The organism is Curtobacterium sp. NPDC090217 (assembly GCF_044746705.1).
Lineage (GTDB): Bacteria > Actinomycetota > Actinomycetes > Actinomycetales > Microbacteriaceae > Curtobacterium.
This window is the reverse complement of sequence record NZ_JBIVCR010000005.1, coordinates 89,510-107,978: the sequence shown is the minus strand read 5'-3', so window position 1 is coordinate 107,978 and position 18,469 is coordinate 89,510. Positions and strand designations below refer to the sequence as shown.

Annotated in this window: 18 protein-coding genes; 13 read left to right on the top strand and 5 right to left on the bottom strand. The window is 72.1% G+C overall.

All coding sequences use genetic code 11. The features are described from left to right. Positions 1-8: 8 nt before the first annotated feature. Genes ACIPJ2_RS16985 through ACIPJ2_RS16975 form a run of 3 tightly spaced genes read left to right on the top strand, consistent with a single transcriptional unit; the run spans position 9 to position 4,630 of the window. On the top strand, positions 9-2,690 hold the full coding sequence (locus ACIPJ2_RS16985; protein WP_402729963.1) for an alpha/beta fold hydrolase: 2,682 nt from the start codon (positions 9-11) through the stop codon (positions 2,688-2,690). Continuing rightward, a complete protein-coding gene (locus ACIPJ2_RS16980; protein WP_402729808.1) occupies positions 2,687-3,667 on the top strand; it encodes an NAD-dependent epimerase/dehydratase family protein in 981 nt (326 codons plus the stop codon). Before ACIPJ2_RS16985 ends, ACIPJ2_RS16980 begins: the two co-directional genes overlap by 4 nt. A gap of 57 nt (positions 3,668-3,724) precedes the next feature. Beyond that, on the top strand, positions 3,725-4,630 hold the full coding sequence (locus tag ACIPJ2_RS16975; RefSeq protein ID WP_402729807.1) for an NmrA family NAD(P)-binding protein: 906 nt from the start codon (positions 3,725-3,727) through the stop codon (positions 4,628-4,630). On the opposite strand, the gene ACIPJ2_RS16970 is transcribed toward ACIPJ2_RS16975, so the two are convergent. Further along, positions 4,616-4,750 carry a hypothetical protein gene (locus ACIPJ2_RS16970; RefSeq protein WP_402729806.1) on the bottom strand — a complete coding sequence of 45 codons (135 nt, stop codon included), beginning with the start codon at positions 4,748-4,750 and terminating at the stop codon, positions 4,616-4,618. The genes ACIPJ2_RS16975 and ACIPJ2_RS16970 overlap by 15 nt on opposite strands. A gap of 106 nt (positions 4,751-4,856) precedes the next feature. Here ACIPJ2_RS16970 and ACIPJ2_RS16965 point away from each other — a divergent pair, with 106 nt between their 5' ends. From ACIPJ2_RS16965 to ACIPJ2_RS16945, 5 genes are all read left to right on the top strand, one after another. Beyond that, on the top strand, positions 4,857-5,354 hold the full coding sequence (locus ACIPJ2_RS16965; RefSeq protein ID WP_402729805.1) for a hypothetical protein: 498 nt from the start codon (positions 4,857-4,859) through the stop codon (positions 5,352-5,354). 121 nt (positions 5,355-5,475) lie between these two features. Beyond that, on the top strand, positions 5,476-6,930 hold the full coding sequence (locus ACIPJ2_RS16960; RefSeq protein WP_402729804.1) for a sugar porter family MFS transporter: 1,455 nt from the start codon (positions 5,476-5,478) through the stop codon (positions 6,928-6,930). 76 nt (positions 6,931-7,006) lie between these two features. Beyond that, positions 7,007-7,642, top strand: a complete 636-nt coding sequence (locus ACIPJ2_RS16955) for a hypothetical protein (RefSeq protein ID WP_402729803.1) — start codon at positions 7,007-7,009, stop codon at positions 7,640-7,642. Between the two features lie 214 nt (positions 7,643-7,856). Next, positions 7,857-8,321 carry a MarR family winged helix-turn-helix transcriptional regulator gene (locus ACIPJ2_RS16950; protein WP_402729802.1) on the top strand — a complete coding sequence of 155 codons (465 nt, stop codon included), beginning with the start codon at positions 7,857-7,859 and terminating at the stop codon, positions 8,319-8,321. 84 nt (positions 8,322-8,405) lie between these two features. Further along, positions 8,406-10,190, top strand: a complete 1,785-nt coding sequence (locus ACIPJ2_RS16945) for a chloride channel protein (RefSeq protein ID WP_402729801.1) — start codon at positions 8,406-8,408, stop codon at positions 10,188-10,190. Between the two features lie 150 nt (positions 10,191-10,340). Here ACIPJ2_RS16945 and ACIPJ2_RS16940 read toward each other — a convergent pair whose 3' ends face one another. The 4 genes from ACIPJ2_RS16940 to ACIPJ2_RS16925 form a co-directional block, all read right to left on the bottom strand. Beyond that, positions 10,341-11,315, bottom strand: a complete 975-nt coding sequence (locus ACIPJ2_RS16940; protein WP_402729962.1) for a zinc-binding dehydrogenase — start codon at positions 11,313-11,315, stop codon at positions 10,341-10,343. 18 nt (positions 11,316-11,333) lie between these two features. Beyond that, the gene (locus tag ACIPJ2_RS16935) at positions 11,334-11,756 is read right to left on the bottom strand and encodes an organic hydroperoxide resistance protein (protein ID WP_281265603.1); all 423 of its coding nucleotides are present in this window, start codon (positions 11,754-11,756) and stop codon (positions 11,334-11,336) included. A gap of 38 nt (positions 11,757-11,794) precedes the next feature. Next, positions 11,795-12,244: a MarR family winged helix-turn-helix transcriptional regulator gene (locus ACIPJ2_RS16930; protein WP_281265602.1), complete on the bottom strand. Its 450-nt coding sequence runs from the start codon at positions 12,242-12,244 to the stop codon at positions 11,795-11,797. 95 nt (positions 12,245-12,339) lie between these two features. Next, positions 12,340-13,092 carry an alpha/beta fold hydrolase gene (locus ACIPJ2_RS16925; RefSeq protein ID WP_402729800.1) on the bottom strand — a complete coding sequence of 251 codons (753 nt, stop codon included), beginning with the start codon at positions 13,090-13,092 and terminating at the stop codon, positions 12,340-12,342. Between the two features lie 66 nt (positions 13,093-13,158). On the opposite strand from ACIPJ2_RS16925, the gene mvk reads away from it, so the two are divergent. The 5 genes from mvk to ACIPJ2_RS16900 are packed head-to-tail and all read left to right on the top strand — an operon-like array spanning position 13,159 to position 18,457. Further along, complete coding sequence (mvk, locus tag ACIPJ2_RS16920; RefSeq protein WP_281265600.1) at positions 13,159-14,136, top strand: mevalonate kinase; 978 nt, start codon at positions 13,159-13,161, stop codon at positions 14,134-14,136. After that, positions 14,133-15,134 (top strand): diphosphomevalonate decarboxylase, encoded by a 1,002-nt coding sequence (gene mvaD, locus ACIPJ2_RS16915; RefSeq protein WP_281265599.1) that lies wholly within the window; start codon positions 14,133-14,135, stop codon positions 15,132-15,134. The genes mvk and mvaD overlap by 4 nt, the downstream gene beginning before the upstream one ends. Further along, a complete protein-coding gene (locus ACIPJ2_RS16910) occupies positions 15,131-16,225 on the top strand; it encodes a phosphomevalonate kinase (RefSeq protein ID WP_402729799.1) in 1,095 nt (364 codons plus the stop codon). Before mvaD ends, ACIPJ2_RS16910 begins: the two co-directional genes overlap by 4 nt. A gap of 10 nt (positions 16,226-16,235) precedes the next feature. Beyond that, the gene (locus ACIPJ2_RS16905) at positions 16,236-17,306 is read left to right on the top strand and encodes a hydroxymethylglutaryl-CoA reductase (protein WP_281265597.1); all 1,071 of its coding nucleotides are present in this window, start codon (positions 16,236-16,238) and stop codon (positions 17,304-17,306) included. Next, the gene (locus tag ACIPJ2_RS16900) at positions 17,303-18,457 is read left to right on the top strand and encodes a hydroxymethylglutaryl-CoA synthase (RefSeq protein WP_402729798.1); all 1,155 of its coding nucleotides are present in this window, start codon (positions 17,303-17,305) and stop codon (positions 18,455-18,457) included. The genes ACIPJ2_RS16905 and ACIPJ2_RS16900 overlap by 4 nt, the downstream gene beginning before the upstream one ends. Positions 18,458-18,469: the final 12 nt, after the last annotated feature.

The window sequence follows — 18,469 nt, the reverse complement described above, 5'->3', positions numbered from 1 at the left end:
CATCCGGGCTGCCCCGCGTGGCCGCGAGCACCGCTCCGGCCACGCAGCCGCCCTCCCTTCCAGGACTCGACCCCGCGTGGTCCCGTCTGGTCACCGCTGGGCCTGGAGGGTCGGATCCGGTCCGGCGGACCTGGCACCTCCTCGACACGGCTGGGTCCCTGGCCGCGCTCGGCGTGGAACCGGTCGGCACACTGCTGTGCGTGCACGGCAACCCGACGTGGTCGTACCTGTGGCGGTCGGTGCTCCGCACCTCGCTCGAGGTCGCCGCGGCCGGCGGTCCCGCGTGGCGCGTGATCGCCGTCGACCAGCTCGACATGGGCTTCTCGGAGCGCACCGGGCTCGAGCGGGGGCTGCCCCAGCGCGTCGCCGACCTCGGCGCCCTGACCGACGAACTCGGCCTCACCGGACCCGTGGTGACCCTCGGGCACGACTGGGGCGGTGTGGTGTCGCTCGGCTGGGCGGTCGACCACCCCGACCTCGTGGTCGGCGTGACGACGTGCAACACCGCCGTGCACCAGCCGGATGACGCCCCGATCCCCGCTCCGCTGCGTCTGGCGCTCCGTCCGGGGCTGCTCGGTCGTGCGACCGTCGTGACGCCGGCGTTCCTCGAGACGACCCTCGCGATCGCGCACCCGAAGCTCGAGCGTCCCGTCGCCGACGCCTTCCGTGCGCCGTACCGGGGTGCTGCGCGTCGCGGTGGCATCGGCGGCTTCGTGGCGGACATCCCCGTCGACGCCGGGCACCCGAGCGCGAGGGAGCTCGACCGGATCTCCTCGGGCGTCGCTGCGCTCGACGTCCCCGCACTGCTCGCGTGGGGGCCTCGAGACCCGGTGTTCCTCGAGCGCTACCTCGACGACCTCGCGGAGCGGCTCCCGCACGCGGACGTGCACCGGTTCGAGGGAGCAGGGCACCTGCTGCCGGAGGACGCGGACGTCGCCGGGACGGTCTTCGACTGGCTGGGTGACCGCCTGCCGGACGGTCGCGTGCCCGCCGGGGGCGAGCCAAGCCTCCAGACCGACGCACCCGAGGCGGCCGCGAGCCGCCCGCTCTGGGCCGCACTCGACGAGCTGCGCGACTCGGACGAGCCGGCGCTCGTCGAGATGGCGGCACTCGGCGGGACCCGGACGATCAGCTGGCGGCTCCTCGCCCGCCGGGTCGACGAGGTCGCCGCGGGGCTCCTCGACGTCGGTGTCCGCCCTGGTGACCGCGTCTCGTTGCTCGTCACCCCCGGAGCCGACCTCACGGCGGCGCTCTACGCCTGTGTCCGCGTCGGCGCGACGGTCGTCGTCGCCGATGCCGGACTCGGGCTCCGTGGCCTCACCCGTGCCGTGAAGGGCGCACGGCCGGACTGGATCATCGGTGCGCTGCCCGGCCTCGCCGCGGCGCGTGCGCTCGGCTGGCCCGGACGGCGGATCGCGACCGTGGCGCTTCCGGCTCCGGCACGTGCTGCGTTGCGAGTCGAGCACACGCTGGCGTCGGTCGCGCGTCGCGGAGCGCGTCGTCTCGCTGCCGGCACCGCGCTGCCGGACGCACCGCCGTCCGACGCACAGGCGGCCGTGCTGTTCACCTCCGGGTCGACCGGTCCGGCGAAGGGCGTCGTGTACACGCACGGACAGCTCGGCGCCGTCCGGGACGTCCTGTCGGCGCAGTACGACGTCGGGATCGGGACCGGCCTCGTCGCCGGGTTCGCGCCGTTCGCGCTGCTCGGCCCGGCGCTCGGTGCGCGGTCCGTCGCGCCCGACATGGACGTCACCGCGCCCAGGACCCTCACGGCGAAGGCGGTGGCGGACTCCGTCACCGCGGCCGACGCGACCGTGGTGTTCCTGTCGCCGGCGGCCATCGCGAACGTCGTGGCGACGGCGCCCGCGTTGACCGATGCCGACCGTGCCGCGCTCGGCCGCGTCCGCCTGTTCCTGTCGGCTGGTGCTCCCGTCTCGGCCGCGCTGCTGACGGCCGCGACCGAGCTGATGCCGAACGCGAGTGCGCACACCCCCTACGGCATGACCGAGGGGCTGCTCATGACGGACGTGGACCTCGACGGCATCCGTGGGGCCGCTGCGACGTCCTCGGGCGCGGGTGGGGTGTGCGTCGGACGACCGGCCGCCGGCGTCTCCGTCCGCATCGCACCCCTGTCGCCGTCCGGAGCGCCGACGGGCGAGCTCACGGACGAGCCGGACGTCACGGGGGAGATCGTCGTCGTCGCCCCGCACGTCCGCGACCACTACGACCGGCTCTGGCGGACGAACCGTGCCGCGCGGCTGGGCATCACCGATCCCCGCGGGCACCGCACCGGTGACGTCGGCCACCTGGACGCCTCCGGGCAGCTCTGGGTCGAGGGACGGCTCCAGCACGTGATCACGACGCCGGCCGAGGTGCTCACACCGGTCGGTCCCGAGCAGCGCATCGAGGGGGTGACCGGCGTGGGGCGTGCGGGTGTCGCCGGTGTCGGCCCTGCGGGGACGCAGCAGGTCGTCGCCGTCGTGGAGGCGGTCCCGCCGGTGCGACGTCCCGGGCTGGCCCCGTCCGCGCTGGCCGCGTCGATCCGTGCCGCTGCGGGGGTGCCGATCGCCGCGGTGCTCGTCGTGCCCGTGCTGCCGACGGACATCCGGCACAACTCGAAGGTCGACCGCACACGACTCGCGCGCTGGGCGGCATCGGTCCTCGGTGGCGGACGGATGGTGCGCCCGTGACGGTCTTGGTCACCGGCGCGAGCGGGTTCCTCGGCCGAGCGGTCGCCGCCGCCGTGCGGGACGCCGGGCACGAGGTGCGCACGTTCCAGCGCCGTCCGTCGGGTGTGGCCGGTGTCGACGGCGGGGCCGCGGTCTCCGACGTGCTCGGGACGATGACGGACCCGGCTGCGGTCGCCCGTGCCGTCGAGGGCGTCGACGCGGTCGTGCACCTCGCCGCCAAGGTCTCGCTCGCCGGCGACCCCGCCGACTTCACCCGGGTGAACGTCGAGGGCACGCAGACGCTCATCGACGCCGCACGGGCGGCCGGCGTCTCCCGGTTCGTGTTCGTGTCGTCGCCGTCGGTGGCCCACACCGGGTCCTCGATCGCCGGTGCCGGCGCGTCCCCTGCCTCGCCGGACGGCGCGCGGGGAGACTACGCCAGGACCAAGGCGGCCGCCGAACTCCTGGCGCTCGCCGCGGACGCACCCGGGTTCGCCGTCGTCGCCGTCCGCCCGCACCTGGTGTGGGGACCCGGCGACACGCAGCTCGTCGGCCGCATCGTCGACCGGGCCCGTCGCGGCCGGCTGCCGTTGCTCGACTCCGGCGCTGCACTCATCGACTCCTGCTACGTCGACAACGCGGCGTCGGCGATGGTCGCGGCGCTGACCCACGCTGCCGACGAGGACGTCCACGGGAACGCGTACGTGGTCACCAACGGCGAACCACGGCCCGTCGCGGACCTGCTCGACGGGATCTGCCGGGCATCAGGTGTGCCGACGCCGCGGTGGCACGTCCCAGCGGGTGTCGCCCGCGCGGCCGGTTCCCTCGTCGAAGCGGTCTGGCGCGTCCGGCCGGGGGTGGACGAGCCGCCGATGACGCGGTTCCTGGCCGAACAGCTGTCGACGTCGCACTGGTTCGACCAGCGACGCACCCGGCGGGACCTGCAGTGGGAGCCCGCGGTGTCGATCGACGAGGGGCTGCGGCGACTGGCGGGCTGAGCGCCCGTCGTCCCCCGCCTGAGCCCGCGTGGGCACCGCGTCCGTACTGTCGGGAGCATGACCACCACCGTCCTCGTCGCCGGCGCGACCGGAGACCTCGGCGGGCGCATCGTCCGCGAGCTCCTCGCCCGTGACACCAGCGTCCGCGTCCTCACCCGACCCGGCAGCACGACCGCCGCCGAGCGCTTCGGCGGGGACGACCGCGTCGAGGTCGTCGTGGCGGCGTACACCGACGGCACTGCGCTCCGAGCGGCACTGACCGGCGTCGAGGTCGTCGTCTCCGCCGTCAGCGGCACCCGCTCCGTGATCGTCGACGCGCAGCGGGCACTGCTCGCCGCCGCAGTCGACGCCGGTGTCGAGCGCTTCGTCCCGTCGGACTACTCGGCCGACTACCGACGGACCACGCCGGGCACGAACCGGAACTTCGAGCTCCGGCGGGAGTTCGCCGCGGACCTCGACGCCGCGCGGATCCGGGGCACGTCGGTGCTCAACGGCGCGTTCACGGACATGCTCACCGGACAGGCGCCGATGATCCTGTTCGACCGGCAGCGGGTGCTGTTCTGGTCGTCCGCGGACCAGGTGCTCGACTTCACCACGAAGGACGACACCGCACGGGTGACGGCGGAGGTCGCCCTCGACCCGTCGGCCCCACGGGTCGTCGAGATCGCCGGGGACCGGGTGACCGCGCGTGAGATCGCGGACACGATGTCGCGGCTCACGGGCACCGTGTTCCGGCTGCAGTGGGCCGGGACCGCTGGGACGCTCTCCGCGATGGCGAGGGTCGGGCGCCGGGTGTCGCGGGACACGGGCGAGCCGTTCCCCGCGTGGCAGGGGATGCAGTACTTCGTGACGATGTTCAGCGGGGAGGGTGAGCTGCGCCACGTCGACAACGCCCCGTTCGGTGACGCGTGGACGAGCGTGCGGGACGTCCTCGCCGAGCACGTCGGCTCAGCGCCGGAGTGACCTGCTCCGCTCTTCGTCGTTCGTGACCCCCACCCCGAGCACGACGAGGTCGGTGATGTCGATCGGCGCCGTCGGCGGCAGGTGCAGGTCGGCCGGGTCGATGCGATGGTGCGAGTTCATGGTCCCCTTCTTCCACGACGGCGTGTCCGGCAATACAACAGCACCTGGCCGCTGGAATGCAAGCGCCCCGTTCCGTGGTGTCACAGGCGCGGGGTACCGTCGTCGCATGGACAGGTCGGAGATCCTCGCAGCAGCCGCGGCCGCGCATGCCGCACGCATCGCAGCGGCCGGCGGTGACGACACCGACGCCCGGGCGCGTGCCGCGGGTGTGGCGGGCGCGCAGCACGACCGCGCGACCGATCGAGACCGCGAACGGGCTCGCGCGGCGGAGTCGGACCGCGCGGCCGACCGGACCGAAGGGGCGCTGTCCGACTGGCACCGGATGGGCACCCGTCGCGGGGTCACCCCGGACGAGCAGGTGCGTTCCGCCTGGTCGATCGCCGGTGTCCCGGATCCCGGTGCCGGTCGTGCCCTGGCCAACGTCCTGCTGTCGACGGCTGGTCACGCCGGGCGCGTCGCCGATGCCGCACGTCGCAACCAGGCGCTCTCGGGGGCGGCCCGTGCCGCGGCACGTCGCACGGTCCGCAGGTACACCGACCACGGCGCGGACATGTCGTCGCTCGGCGACGTGCTCGGAGAGCAGGGCCGAGGGGACCGATCGTGACCAGGGCTTTCGATGGACCGATCCAATCGACCTGACATGAGAATGTGTGGTTGACAGGACAAAGTACTCGGCTACGATCGACCCCAGCAAGGGCGCACGATCACTGACGAAGGAGTCCCCGATGGTCGACATCAAACCGACAGCCACGAGCACGCTTCCACCGCTCGGCACCGGCCCGTACCGCAAGCGTCTCGGTGTGCTGGCACTCGTCGCCACCTTCGGCGGCCTGCTCTTCGGGTACGACACCGGCGTGATCAACGGTGCCCTGCTCCCGATGAAGCAGGAGCTCGGCCTGACGAACCTCACCGAGGGTGTCGTCACCAGCTCCCTGTTGTTCGGCGCTGCGATCGGCGCGATGCTCGGCGGTCGGATCGCCGACGGATGGGGACGCCGCAAGACGATCATCCTGCTCGCGGTGACCTTCTTCGTCGGCACGCTGACGTGCGTCTTCGCCCCGGCCTTCGGCGTGATGGTGGTCGGCCGCGTGCTCCTCGGGCTGGCGGTCGGTGGTGCCTCGACGGTGGTGCCGGTGTTCCTCGCCGAACTCGCCCCGTACGAGATCCGTGGGTCCCTGTCCGGTCGGAACGAGCTCATGATCGTGATCGGTCAGCTCGCGGCCTTCGTCGTGAACGCGATCATCGGCACGCTCTGGGGTGAAGGGAACGGCGTCTGGCGCGTCATGCTCGCCGTGTGTGCGCTCCCCGCGATCGCGTTGTTCATCGGCATGCTCCGCGTCCCGGAGTCGCCGCGGTGGTTGGCGTCGAAGGGCCGGAACGACGAGGCGCTCGATGTGCTCGGACAGATCCGCTCGAAGGAGCGCGCGGTCGCCGAGCTCGATGACATCAAGCGGACGAACGACCTCGAAGCGAAGATCCAGCGCGTCAGCGGCTGGCGCACCCTGCTCGGCAACAAGTGGCTGATCCGCATCGTGCTCATCGGCGCCGGCATCGGTGTCGCGCAGCAGCTCACCGGCATCAACTCGATCATGTACTACGGCCAGACCGTGCTCATCGAGTCCGGCTTCCAGCAGTCGGCGGCGCTCATCGCCAACATCGCGCCCGGGGTCATCGCGGTGATCGGCGGCGTGATCGCGATCGCGAACATGGAGCGGATCAACCGCCGGACGACGCTCATCCTCGGGTACTCGCTGACGACCGTGTGCCACTTCCTCATCGGCATCGCGTCGATCACCCTCCCCGCCGGCAACCCGGCCCGCCCCTGGGTGATCCTGTTCCTCGTCGTCGCCTTCGTCGGCTCGATGCAGACCTTCCTCAACATCGCCACGTGGGTGATCCTGTCCGAGATCTTCCCGACGCAGATCCGTGCGCTCGGCATGGGCATCTCGGTGTTCTGCCTCTGGATCGCGAACGCGTTCCTCGGGCTGTACTTCCCGTCGATCGTCGCTGCGACCGGCATCACCGGGACGTTCTTCGGGTTCGCCATCGTCGGTGTGCTGGCGCTGTTCTTCATCTGGAAGTTCGTGCCGGAGAGCCGCGGCCGCACCCTCGAGGAGGTCGAGGAAGGCGTCACGACCGGCAACATCTTCACGGTCCCGGACAAGAAGGCCCGCCGCTGACCCGTGCCACCGGAGCCGACCACACCACGGGGTGTGGTCGGCTTCGTCCGTTCGTCACGCATGGCACCATCGGAACATGGTGACCGAGACGCCCCGAGCGGCCCGTCGGCGGGTCTTCGACCGGATCCGGACCGTGGTCGGCGTCACGGCGCTGGTCCTGCTGCCGATCGTGGTCGTCGGCGGGATCGTCCTCGAGCGGTCGACCTCGGCCTCGCTCGGGCAGTCGGTCGACGTGGACGTCGCCGGGCAGCACGCTCGGGTGTCGGTGCAGATCGACTCGTTCCACGAGATCGAGCGAAAGCGAGCACGGTCGCTGGGCATCGACCTCGACGAGTCCACGCGGGCGTACATCGCCCGCGGCTCGGTGCGGCTCGTCGGCGGCACCCTCGACGACACTCCGGTGTTCTCGTCCCGGCACTGGGTGCTCCACGAGCGCAACCACAGTGGCAAGTTCGGTGTCTCCCCGGACTGGGCGGCAGCGAGCGAAGAGTCCCTGCCGGTCGGCGATCCGGCGTTCGACCGCCTCTGTCCGTCGGCGCAGAACGCCTCGGACCTCCGGCGCGGCCGTACCGTCCGTCTGTGCGAGGTCGTCTTCCTCGGCACCACGACCCAGCCCGGCTCGCTGCAGTGGGAGGGCGACGCCGGTTCCGGGATCCTGCACCGCACCACGCGGTGGCGCTTGCCGATGCACCCGACGCCACTGACGTCCTGAGGGGAACCCGGCCGACGCGAGGGAGCGTGACCGGTGATGGACGGGAGGCACGGTGCCAGCCGGCTCCCTCGGGCTCGCGGTCGTCGGTTTCCTGGCCCTGCTGTCCATCGGGAAGGTGGTCCCGGAGGGCGGGGGTCGCACCCTCGAGGAGGTCGGCTCCGCGCGTTCGTGGCGCACGCGGTCTCGACCGCAGGCGGCCTGCGAAGATGGGGTCATGGCTGACACCGCGCCCAGGGGTACCGACGAGCTCCTGGCAGCGTCACGGGGGCTGCTCGGCGTGGTGGCCCGGTCCCTGGCGCCGGCGCTCGAGGACGTCACCGTCCCGCAGTTCCGGCTGATCGTCCTCGTGTCGACACTCGGTCCGACCCGCGCCGGTGACCTCGCCGAACGATTGGCGGTCGGTCCGTCGACGTTGACCAGGAACGTCGACCGGCTGGTCGCGGGCGGCTGGGTCGAACGTCGCTCGAGCGAGGAGAACCGACGAGAGGTCCTCGTCGTCGCGACCGACCGGGGCAGGGAGCTGGTCGACGAGGTGAGCGAGCGGCGTCGTCAGGAGCTCGCGGCGATCCTGGCGCGGATCCCTGAGGGTGACCGTGACGCGGTCGTCGCGGGCATGGGTGCGCTCCGACGGGCGATGGGGGAGCCACTGCCAGAGGAGATCTCGGCGTTCGGCGGCTGACGAGGCGTCCCGGAACCGCCGAGCGGGTCCAGGTTCATTGCATGAGTACAATCGTTGTGTCCATGCAACTGACCCTGGAGGACCGTGTCCACACACGCCGTCACCCGCCCACACCTCCACCGCGCCGGAACGCGCTTCGGCGGTGCCGCCGTCCGGCTCGCGATTCCCGCCCTCGTCGTCGGAGCCGGGGCCGGCGTGGCTGCCGTCGTCTTCCGATGGCTCATCGAGCACGCCACGTGGGTCTTCAGCGGCCACGCCGACTACTCCGCCACGCACGGGAACCCCGCGAACCAGTGGGTGCCGTGGCTCGGGGCCGGCTTCGTCGTCCTCGCGCCGGCCGTCGGCGGTCTGCTCTACGGGCCGCTGATCCAGCGCTTCGCCCGTGAGGCGCGCGGCCACGGCGTCCCCGAGGTGATGTTCGCCGTCGCCAGGAACGGCGGCAGGATCCGCGGGAGCGTCGCGGTCGTGAAGGCCGTCGCGAGCGCGATCTGCATCGGGGCCGGCGGCTCGGTGGGTCGTGAAGGGCCGATCATCCAGATCGGTTCGGCGCTCGGTTCCACGATCGGCCGCTGGATGCGGATGCCAGAGGTCCGGCTGCGGACGCTCGTGGCGTGCGGGGCGGCCGGGGGGATCTCGGCGACGTTCAACGCCCCCGTCGCCGGGGTCTTCTTCGCGCTCGAGCTCCTGCTCCGCGACTTCACGCCGACCTCGTTCGGCGCCGTCGCCATCGCGACCGTCACGGCAGCGCTCATCGGCCGTGCGGCGTTCGGCGACACCGCGTTCCTGCACCTGCCCGCGATCGGGTCCATCACCCCGCCCGAGTACCTGCTCTTCGCGCTGCTCGGGCTCCTCGCGGGCGCGATCGGCATCGGCTTCGCGCGGGTGCTGTACCTCGTCGAGGACCTCTGCGACGTGCTCTGGCGGGCCACGAAGGGGCCGGAGTGGCTCCGGCCGGTCGCTGGCGGCCTGCTGCTCGGGCTCCTGCTCCTCGTCCTGCCGCAGATGTACGGCGTCGGCTACCCGGTGCTCGAGCGGGGCGTCGGCGGCGAGTACGCGATCGGGTTCCTGGCCGTGCTCGTGATCGGGAAGGTGCTGGCGACGTCACTGACCCTCGGCATCGGCGGGTCGGGAGGCGTGTTCGCGCCGTCGCTCTTCGTCGGCGCGATGACGGGGGCCGCCTTCGGCAAAGTTGTCGCGATGGTCGATCCGTCGATGCGCGGGCAGGTGGCGGCCTTCGCCGTGGTCGGCATGGCTGCGGTCTTCGCCGGGTCGACCCGCGCGCCGATCACGGCGGGCATCATGCTGTTCGAGCTGACCGGTGACTACGCGCTGATCCTGCCCGTGTTCGTCGCGATCGTGATCGCCACCGCTGTGTCGCGGGCGCTCTCACGCGACACGATCTACACGCTCAAGCTCAGTCGACGCGGGGGGGACCTGACGGACTCGGCGGTGGAGCCTCCTCGGCCTTCGGGGACGACGGCCGGGTCGTCGGCGCGGCCGCTCGGCGACGTGTTGACGACCGAGGCGACCGCCGCGCAGGCGCTCGAGGTGCTGGAGGGTTCCGGCGGCCATCCGGTCGTGGTCGTCGGTGTCGACGGGCAGTTCGCCGGGGTGGTCTCCGCGAGGTCCGTCGGGGACGCCGTGCTGGGGGACGTCGGCTTCGCCTCGCGCTCGGTCGTCGACGTGGTCGCCGACGTCCGTGCGGTCCCCGCGGACTCCGCGCTCGAGGCCGTCGTCACCGATGTCGTCGACGCCACCGAGACGGTGGGGCTGCCGGTGGTCGACGGATCCGGGCGCCCGGTCGGCTGGCTCGGAGCGTCGGACGCGTTGCGCGCCCTGGTGCCCGACAGTCGGACGAATCGCGCGTAGGAAGACGAATCGCGCGTAGGAGGCCAGATGTTCCGGTCACCTACGCGCGATTCGGCTTTCCACTGCGAGCGCGATGGGACGGAACGCGACCAGACGACGGACGGGAGGCACGGTCCCAGCTGGCACCGTGCCTCCCGTCCTGTGGCCGCGTTACGGGCGCAACAGGACCTTGCCGACCCGGCCGGCGGTGTCCGACGCGCGGACCGCGTCCTGGACGTCCTCGAACGCGAAGGTCTCCGCGACGGGGAGCGTCAGCGAGCCGTCGAGCACCCGCGTGATGAGCTCGCCGAAGAGCTGCTGCTTCGTCTCGGCGGGCATCGTCCGTGAGACCACGCTGCCCCAGAAGCCCTTGACGGTGAGCTGGCCGAAGATGACCTTGCCCGACGGGATCTCGAGCGTCGGCGACGCCATCGCGCCGAAGACGACGAGCGTGGCGTCCTCGCCGAGCACGGACGCGATGTCTCCGGCGGCCTTGCCGCCGACCGACTCGACGCCCGCGACGATCGGAGCGCCACCGGTGATCGCGGTGACCTGGTCCTTCCAGTCCTCCGCGTCCGTGGCGACGATGCGCTCGATGCCCTGTGCGCGGAGCTCCTCGACGCCGGCGGCGCGACGCACCAGACCGATGACGTTGATCCCGCGCGCCTTGCCGAGCTGCGCGACCATGCGGCCGACGGCACCGTTCGCGGCGTTCTGGATGAGCCAGTCACCCTCGTGCAGGTCGAGGGAGTGCAGCAGGCTGATCGCGCTGAACGGCATCGAGACGAGCTGTGCCGCGGCTTCGTCCGTCATCGCGTCGGGCACCGGGACGAGCCCGGCGGCCTTGGCGGTGTAGTACTCTGCCCAGACGCCGAACGCGCCGCCGGCGACGCGCTGGCCGACCTGCAGGTTCGTCACGCCGTCGCCGAGGGCTTCGACGACGCCGAGGGCCTCGGTGCCGGATGCAGCCGGCAGCTCGGGCTTGAAGCCGTAGGTGCCGCGGACGGTCCAGAGGTCGTGGTTGTGGATCGGGGAGAGGACCGTGCGGACGAGGACCTCGCCGGGGCCGGGCGTGGGGACCGGACGCTCCTCGACGTGGAGGACCTCGGCGGGTTCGGCGAAGGTGTCGTGGACGACGGCGCGCATGGTGGTGTCGGTCATGGACTAGTCCTCCGAGACGGTGATCGTGACGTCGATGTTGCCGCGCGTCGCGTTCGAGTACGGGCACACCTGGTGCGCGGCGTCCGCGAGGGCCTGGGCTTCGTCGTGCTCGATCCCGGGCAGGACGACCTCGAGCAGGACGGCGAGCTGGTAGCCGCCGTTGCCGTTCGGGCCGATCTGGACGCGGCCACCGACGGAGGACTCGTCGATCTTCACCTTCTTGGCGCGGGCGACGCCCTGCAGCGCGGAGTGGAAGCACGCGGCGTAGCCGGCGGCGAAGAGCTGCTCGGGGTTGGTGCCGTTGCCGGAGCCGCCCATCTCCTTCGGGATGGCCAGGTCGAGCTCGAACGAGCCGTCGCTGGTGGCGACGCGGCCGTCACGGCCGGCGCCGGTGGAGAGGGCCTCGGCGGTGTAGAGGGCTTCCATGTGGTGTTCCTTCCTTCGTGGGGGACTGGGGCGGGCACTCAGGGGCGCCCGGCGGGCTGCGCGGCCGCGGCGTGCATCGTCTCGGTGAGGCGCTGCAGCGTGTGGATGAGGTCGGCGGCGGACTGCTCGTCGGGGAGCCCGGTGCCGCGGGCGATGCGTGCGGGGATGTCGGCGAGCTCGGGGCGGAGGGCACGGCCGCGGTCGCCGATCGTCACCGTGACGACCCGTTCGTCGGCGCTGCGGCGCTCACGACGCACCAGGTCGGACTGCTCCATGCGACGGAGCAGCGGCGACAGTGTGCCGGAGTCGAGCTGCAGGTGGTCGCCGAGGGTCGAGACGGTCTGGTCGCCCTCCACCCAGAGGGTCACGAGGACGAGGTACTGCGGGTACGTCAGGCCCCACGGCTCGAGCATCGTGCGGTACGCCTGGGTCGTCGCCCGGGTCGCCGCGTAGAGCGAGAAGCACACCATCTCGTCGGTCACCGGCATGCCCCAAGCATTGCACGCAACCGAGTTGTGCACAACCTTCCTGATGCGACGGCGCACCGCGGTGCACCGCGGCGCACCGCGGCGCTCCGTCGCGGTCACGATCGAGCGCGGGCGACCGTCTCCTCGATCAGCGTGGCGCACGTCGCGGCCTGGTCCTCGACCAGCATGTGGCCGGTGTCGGGCACGATCACGAGCCGGGAGCCCGGGATCGCCTCGTGGATCGCCCGTGTGTGCTCCGGCCGGACGACGTCGTTCTCCCCGGCGGCGACGAGCACCGGGGCCGTGATCCGTGCGACGTCCTCGGCGGTCATGCGGGGCTCGGTCAACCACAGCTCGACGGTCTTCGCGGCGATGACCGGGAAGTACGAGCGGTCCTGCGGGGCGATCGCCGCCCAGTCGTCCCCGATCGCCTCGTCGAGCTCCTCGGCCGTGACCGAACCCGGCTGGTACCCGGACGGGTCGAGGTTGCCGGAGAACGCCGAGACCGACGCGACCAGGTCCGGTCGTGCGATCGCGAGCAGCAGCGCGGTGTTCGCACCGTCGCTGTGCCCGACCACGTGGACGGGGCCTCCGATGCGGTCGTCGACGAGGGTCGCCGCTTCGGACACCATCGAGGCGAAGCCGAGCGGCTCGTCGGTGTCCGGCGTCCGTCCGTGCCCACGTCGGTCGTACGTCCAGACCGCGAACGACGGGTCGAGGCGAGCGAGGATCGGGTCGAACACCCGACCGTCCGAGACGCCGCCGTGCAGGAAGACGAGCTTCGGTGCGGACGGCCCCGAACCGGCTCGCGTGCGGAACCACACGGGGACACCGTCGATGTCGTGCGTGCCGGTCTCGAAGTCGTCCACCGGATCAGCGTAGGGCCGTCGCTGAGCGGAATGACACGAACCACGATTAGGCTGGCCACACCAACGATGACCAGCAACCACCCAGCCACAGCACGAACAACGACGCCTCGAGTCGGATCGTCGTCGTCCCACGGCAAGACGATCCTGATCGGCGAGCACGCCGTGGTCTACGGCGCACCCGCGCTCGTGCTGCCGGCGAACGACGTGCTGGTCACGGCGACCGTGACGCCGATCCCGCGCGGCACCGGACACCACCTCGAGTCAGCGGTGCACACCGGCCCCCTGGACCTCGCTCCGGCCGCCGTCATGCCGACCGTGACGGCCGTGACCGCCACGCTGCGACACCTCGGCGAGACCGGGCAGCAGTTCCACGTCCGGGTGGACAGCGACGTCCCGACGGCCAGGGGCATGGGGTCGAGCGCCGCGGTCGCCGCCGCCGTGACCGCAGCGGTCGCCGATGCCCTCGGCGTCGTCCTCGACCCGGAGACGCACCACGAACTCATCCAGGAGTGCGAGCGCGTCGCCCACGGTCGACCGTCCGGGCTCGACGCGCGAGGTGTCGTCGCGGACGTCCCGGTCTGGTTCGAGGGGGGCCGCATCGAACCGGTCGAGGTGACCGGTGAGTTCGTCTTCGTGATCGCCGACACGGGCGTGCCCGGCCACACGCGCGAGGCCGTGACGGCGGTCCGCGAGCGGCACGACCGCGATCCCGGAGCGGTGGACGCGGTCATCGGCCAGATCGGCGAGCTGTCGCGACGAGCCCGGGGGACACTCGGGGATGGCGACGCACAGGCACTCGGTGCCACGATGGACGCCGCGCACGAACTGCTCACCACGCTCGACGTGTCGAGTGATGACCTCGACCGGCTCGTCGGCGCCGCGCGCAGCGCGGACGCCCTCGGCGCGAAGCTCACCGGCGGTGGGCGGGGCGGTTGCGTCCTCGCACTCGCCGCGGACGGCGAGCACGCGGACCGCATCGCGGTCGCGCTCCGCGGCAGCGGCGCCGCCGCCACCTGGACCACTCGGATCGGAGACCGCGCTTGAGCACTGCCACCGCCGTCGCGCACCCCAACATCGCACTCGTGAAGTACTGGGGCAAGGCGGACGCCGACCTCGCGCTGCCCGCGACGGGCAGCGTCTCGATGGGCCTCGACGTCTTCCCGACGACCACCACGGTCACGCTGGTGGACGGGAAGGAGGCTCGTGATGCGTTCGTCCTGAACGGTCACGTCGCCGACGACGGGGCGTTGACGCGCGTCCAGCGCTTCCTCGAGATCGTCCGGCAGCTGGCGGGCAGCGATGCTCGCGCGCTCGTCGAGTCGACGAACGAGGTCCCGACCGGTGCCGGCCTGGCGTCGAGCGCGTCCGGCTTCGCCGCGCTCGCCACCGCAGCCGCCGCCGCGTACGGCCTCGACCTGTCCGAGCGTGACCTGTCCCGCCTCGCGCGCCGTGGATCGGGATCGGCGACGCGCTCGATCCCCGGAGGCGTGTCGGTCTGGCACGCCGGCGACGACCAGGGGTCGTACGCGGAGACGATCCCGGCGCCGCCGATGGCGATGGTCGTCGTGACGATCGACGCCGGGCCGAAGGAGATCGGTTCGCGCGAGGCGATGCGCCGGACGATCGCGACGTCGCCGTTCTACCCGGCATGGGTGACGTCGACGACGGAGACGGTCGGTGACATGCTCGACGCCTGCGCCGCCGGGGACTTCACCCGGGTCGGCGAGCTCACCGAGAGCAACGCGCTCCGGATGCACGCGACGATCGAGGGCTCGTTCCCCCCGATCCGCTACCTGAACGCCCGCAGCGTCGCCGTGTTCGACGCCGTCGCCGAGCTCCGCGCCGCCGGCACCGAGGCGTACGCCACGGCCGACGCCGGGCCGAACGTCGTCGTGCTCACGAAGCCGGAGGACCGCGGTGCCGTCGCCGGTGCGCTCGCGGGCTTCGGGGACGTCATCGAGTCCGGCACCGGACCAGCCGCTCACGTCGTCCGCTCCGAAGGAACGGGGAGCCACCCCGACCAGAAGGAGTCCGCCGAGTGATCGAGTTCCGTGCCCACGGCAAGCTGTTCGTCGCGGGGGAGTACGCCGTCGTCGAGCCGGGGCAGCCCTCCGTCATCATCGCCCTCGACCGCGCCATCACGGCCCGTGTCGCCGAGGGGCACGGTGCCGGCAGCGTGCACTCGGAGGAGTACGGGCACCTGCCGCTGACGTGGACCCGCGCCGAGGACGGCATCGCGCTGGACCGGGAACACCACCCGTACGACTACGTGATGGCGACGATCGACCTCGTCGAGAAGCTCCGCGGGGAGCTCGGCATCGAACCGCGGTTCCACGACCTCCGCATCTCCAGTCAGCTCGACGACGCCAGCGGCCGGAAGTTCGGGCTCGGCTCGTCCGCAGCCGTGACCGTCGCCACGGTCGGCGCCCTCGACCGGTTCTACGGCCTGGGGCTCTCGCAGCGTCAGCGCTTCCAGGTCGCCCTGCTCGCGACCATCCGGGTGAACCCCCGCGCGTCCGGCGGGGACCTGGCCGCCAGCACGTTCGGCGGGTGGCTCCGCTACAGCGCCCCGGACCGCGAACGTCTGGCATCGCAGCTCGACTCCCGCACCGTGTCGGACATCCTGCACGACGCGGAAGCCTGGGACGGCTTCGACGTCCAGCGCCTGCCTGCTCCCGAGAACCTGCGCCTGCTCGTCGGCTGGACCGGTTCGCCGGCGTCCACCACGAAGCTCGTGGGCGTGGTGCGGCGGCACCGGAACGGCGGGTACCAGGCGTTCCTCGACGACAGCCGGGCCTGCGTGGACGACCTGACCACGGGCCTCCAGACCGGCGACGCCGCGCGCACGCTGGACGCCCTGCGGCGCGCGCGCGGCCTGATGCAGCGCCTCGGCGACTCCGTGGGGTCCAGCATCGAGACCGAGCGCCTGACCACCCTGTGCGACGTCGTCGAGCGTGCCGGCGGGGCGGCGAAGCCGTCAGGAGCCGGCGGCGGCGACTGCGGCATCGCCCTCGTCCCCACGACGAGCGACACTGCGGAGAGCGACACCGCCGGGATCCTCCGCGAGTGGGAGGCGCACGACATCCGGCACCTCACCATCGCCGTGCAACCCCCGGAAGGCCCGATCGAATGAGCACCGTCGAATGAGCGACAAGACCATCACGCAGACCCCGATCCCCACACGCTGGGTCGGTCCGCTCCGGGTGAGCGGCAACGCCGTCGAGGGGGAGCACGAGGTACCCCTCGCGACGTACGAGTCGCCGCTGTGGCCGTCCGTCGGCCGCGGGGCCCGGATCTCGCGCATGGTCGAGGGCGGCATCGTCGCGACCGTCGTCGACGAGCGCATGACCCGCTCCGTCGTCGTGCGTGCCACGAGCGCCGCCGCCGCACACATCGCGGCCGGACAGATCCTCGCGCGGCAGCCGGAACTCGAGGCGGTCGTCACCGGGCAGAGCCGCTTCGCGAAGCTCATCGAGGTGCACCCGGAGATCGTCGGGGACCTGCTCTTCCTGCGCTTCGCGTTCACCACGGGTGACGCCTCTGGCCACAACATGGTCACGCAGGCTGCCGACACGCTGCTGCCGACGATCCTCGGCTGGCACCCCGAGCTGTCCTACGTGTCGATCTCCGGCAACTTCTGCTCCGACAAGAAGGCGACGGCGGTGAACGGCATCCGTGGCCGCGGGCGGAACACGATCGCCGAGATCGTCCTGCCAGGCATGGTCGTCGAGCGGTTCTTGAAGTCCTCGACCGAGCGGATCGTCGAGCTGAACACGGCGAAGAACCTGGTCGGCTCCACGATCGCGGGTGCCCTGCGCTCCGCCAACGCCCACTACGCGAACATGCTCCTCGGGTTCTACCTGGCGACGGGACAGGACGCCGCGAACATCGTCGAGGGCTCCCAGGGCATCACGTTCGCCGAGGCCCGTGGCGACGACCTGTACTTCTCGTGCTCGCTGCCGCACCTCATCGTCGGGACGGTCGGCAACGGCAAGGGCAACGACCTGCCCGTGGTCGAGGACGCCCTGGTGCGCCTCGGGTGCCGCGAGGACCGCGAACCCGGCGCGAACGCCCGACGGCTCGCCGGCCTCTGCGCCGCGACCGTCCTCTGCGGCGAGCTCTCCCTGCTCGCCGCACAGACCAACCCCGGTGAGCTCATGGCGGCCCACGTCGCCATGGAGCGGGGTACTGCTCGGAGAGAAGAGACGGCATGACCGGCATCGGCATCCACGACATCGCGGTCGCGACCGGGCACCACGTGCTCGAACTCGACGACCTGGCCGTGCAGCTCGGCGTGGACCCGGCGAAGTACCACGTCGGCATCGGCCAGGACGCCTTCAGCGTGCCCGCTCCGGACGAGGACATCGTCACGATGGGGGCAGCCGCTGCGAAGCAGGTCGTCGACCGGCACGGTTCGGAGGGCATCCGCACGGTGCTGTTCGCGACGGAGTCCGGCATCGACCAGTCGAAGGCCGCCGGCGTGTTCGTGCACGGACTGCTCGGCCTCCCGACGAACGCGCGCGTGGTCGAGCTGAAGCAGGCCTGCTACGGCGGGACCGCCGCGCTGCAGCTCGCACTCGGCATCGTCGCGCGGGACCCCCGCGAGCGTGTGCTCGTGATCGCCGCGGACGTCGCCCGCTACGACGTCGACACCGCCGCCGAGCCCACGCAGGGCGCAGGCGCGGTCGCGATGCTCGTCGCCGCCGACCCCGACCTGATCGAGATCGAGCCGCTGTCCGGGGTGTTCACCGCCGACGTCGACGACTTCTGGCGTCCGAACGACCGCTCGACCGCCCTGGTCGACGGCCGGCTGTCGGTCAGTGCCTACGTGGACGCCTTCATCGGCGCCTGGGACGACCTGGCGGCGCGGGGTGGCCCGGCGATCGAGGACATCGACCGGTTCGTGCACCACCAGCCGTTCACGAAGATGGCGCTCAAGGCGCACCGGAAGCTCACGCAGCACGTCGGCACGGAGTTCGACGAGTCCGAACTGGTGACGGGCTTCACGTACAACAAGCAGGTCGGCAACACGTACACGGCCTCGCTCTGGATCGCGCTCGCCGCCCTCCTCGACCTCGACGACGACCTGGCGGGCAAGCGGATCGGCATGTTCAGCTACGGCTCCGGCAGCGTCGGCGAGATGCTGACCGGCGTCGTCCGCCCCGAGTACCGGCAGCACCGTCGTGACGGCTCCGTGCGTGCGGCGCTGGACGCCCGCGTCCCACTGACGGTGGCGGAGTACCGGGCCCTGCACGCGACGGGTGCCGCGACCAGCGACGACGTCGAGCGTCCGCGCGTGACCACCGCCCCGTTCCGGTTCGCCGGTGTGCTCGGCGGCGCGCGCCACTACGAGGCGCGCAGCTGACCGCCACCCGTT

Coding starts and splice junctions, on each gene's coding strand:
- ACIPJ2_RS16975 (WP_402729807.1), top strand. CDS start 3,725: ATGACCACCACCGTCCTCGTCGCCGGCGCGACCGGAGACCTCGGCGGG.
- ACIPJ2_RS16970 (WP_402729806.1), bottom strand. CDS start 4,750: ATGAACTCGCACCATCGCATCGACCCGGCCGACCTGCACCTGCCGCCG.
- ACIPJ2_RS16965 (WP_402729805.1), top strand. CDS start 4,857: ATGGACAGGTCGGAGATCCTCGCAGCAGCCGCGGCCGCGCATGCCGCA.
- ACIPJ2_RS16960 (WP_402729804.1), top strand. CDS start 5,476: ATGGTCGACATCAAACCGACAGCCACGAGCACGCTTCCACCGCTCGGC.
- ACIPJ2_RS16955 (WP_402729803.1), top strand. CDS start 7,007: ATGGTGACCGAGACGCCCCGAGCGGCCCGTCGGCGGGTCTTCGACCGG.
- ACIPJ2_RS16950 (WP_402729802.1), top strand. CDS start 7,857: ATGGCTGACACCGCGCCCAGGGGTACCGACGAGCTCCTGGCAGCGTCA.
- ACIPJ2_RS16940 (WP_402729962.1), bottom strand. CDS start 11,315: ATGCGCGCCGTCGTCCACGACACCTTCGCCGAACCCGCCGAGGTCCTC.
- ACIPJ2_RS16935 (WP_281265603.1), bottom strand. CDS start 11,756: ATGGAAGCCCTCTACACCGCCGAGGCCCTCTCCACCGGCGCCGGCCGT.
- ACIPJ2_RS16930 (WP_281265602.1), bottom strand. CDS start 12,244: ATGCCGGTGACCGACGAGATGGTGTGCTTCTCGCTCTACGCGGCGACC.
- mvk (WP_281265600.1), top strand. CDS start 13,159: ATGACCAGCAACCACCCAGCCACAGCACGAACAACGACGCCTCGAGTC.
- ACIPJ2_RS16905 (WP_281265597.1), top strand. CDS start 16,236: ATGAGCGACAAGACCATCACGCAGACCCCGATCCCCACACGCTGGGTC.
- ACIPJ2_RS16900 (WP_402729798.1), top strand. CDS start 17,303: ATGACCGGCATCGGCATCCACGACATCGCGGTCGCGACCGGGCACCAC.